Here is a 397-nt window from a genome sequence, read left to right on the forward strand (position 1 = left end):
AGGTAGCCGTATCGGAAGGTGCGGCTGGATCACCTCCTTTCTAAGGAAAACGTCCCTTACGGGACATGCCCATCGTTCAGTTTTGAGAGTCTAATTCTCTCTAGTCATGGAATGGGCCTATAGCTCAGCCGGTTAGAGCGCACGCCTGATAAGCGTGAGGTCGGTGGTTCGAGTCCACTTAGGCCCACCATTTCCATTATAATTTCAATCCTGGGGCCTTAGCTCAGCTGGGAGAGCGCCTGCCTTGCACGCAGGAGGTCAGCGGTTCGATCCCGCTAGGCTCCATTTGTCTTGTCCTTTGGATAAGGCACTCGCACCTTGAAAACTGAAGACATCAACAAGACATCAAACTTTTAATTAACCATGTCATTTAAGACGTGTGTTCTTAGAATACCAA

Annotated in this window: 2 tRNA genes; both read left to right on the plus strand. The window is 49.4% G+C overall.

Annotated elements, in window-relative coordinates:
• Positions 1-113 precede the first annotated feature (113 nt).
• Positions 114-190, plus strand: a tRNA-Ile gene (locus KNQ18_RS17195).
• Positions 191-212: 22 nt separating this feature from the next.
• Positions 213-285: transfer RNA gene (locus KNQ18_RS17200), tRNA-Ala, on the plus strand.
• The last annotated feature ends 112 nt before the right edge of the window (positions 286-397 follow it).

The organism is Exiguobacterium sp. s78, from assembly GCF_018618985.1.
Lineage (GTDB): Bacteria > Bacillota > Bacilli > Exiguobacteriales > Exiguobacteriaceae > Exiguobacterium_A > Exiguobacterium_A abrahamii.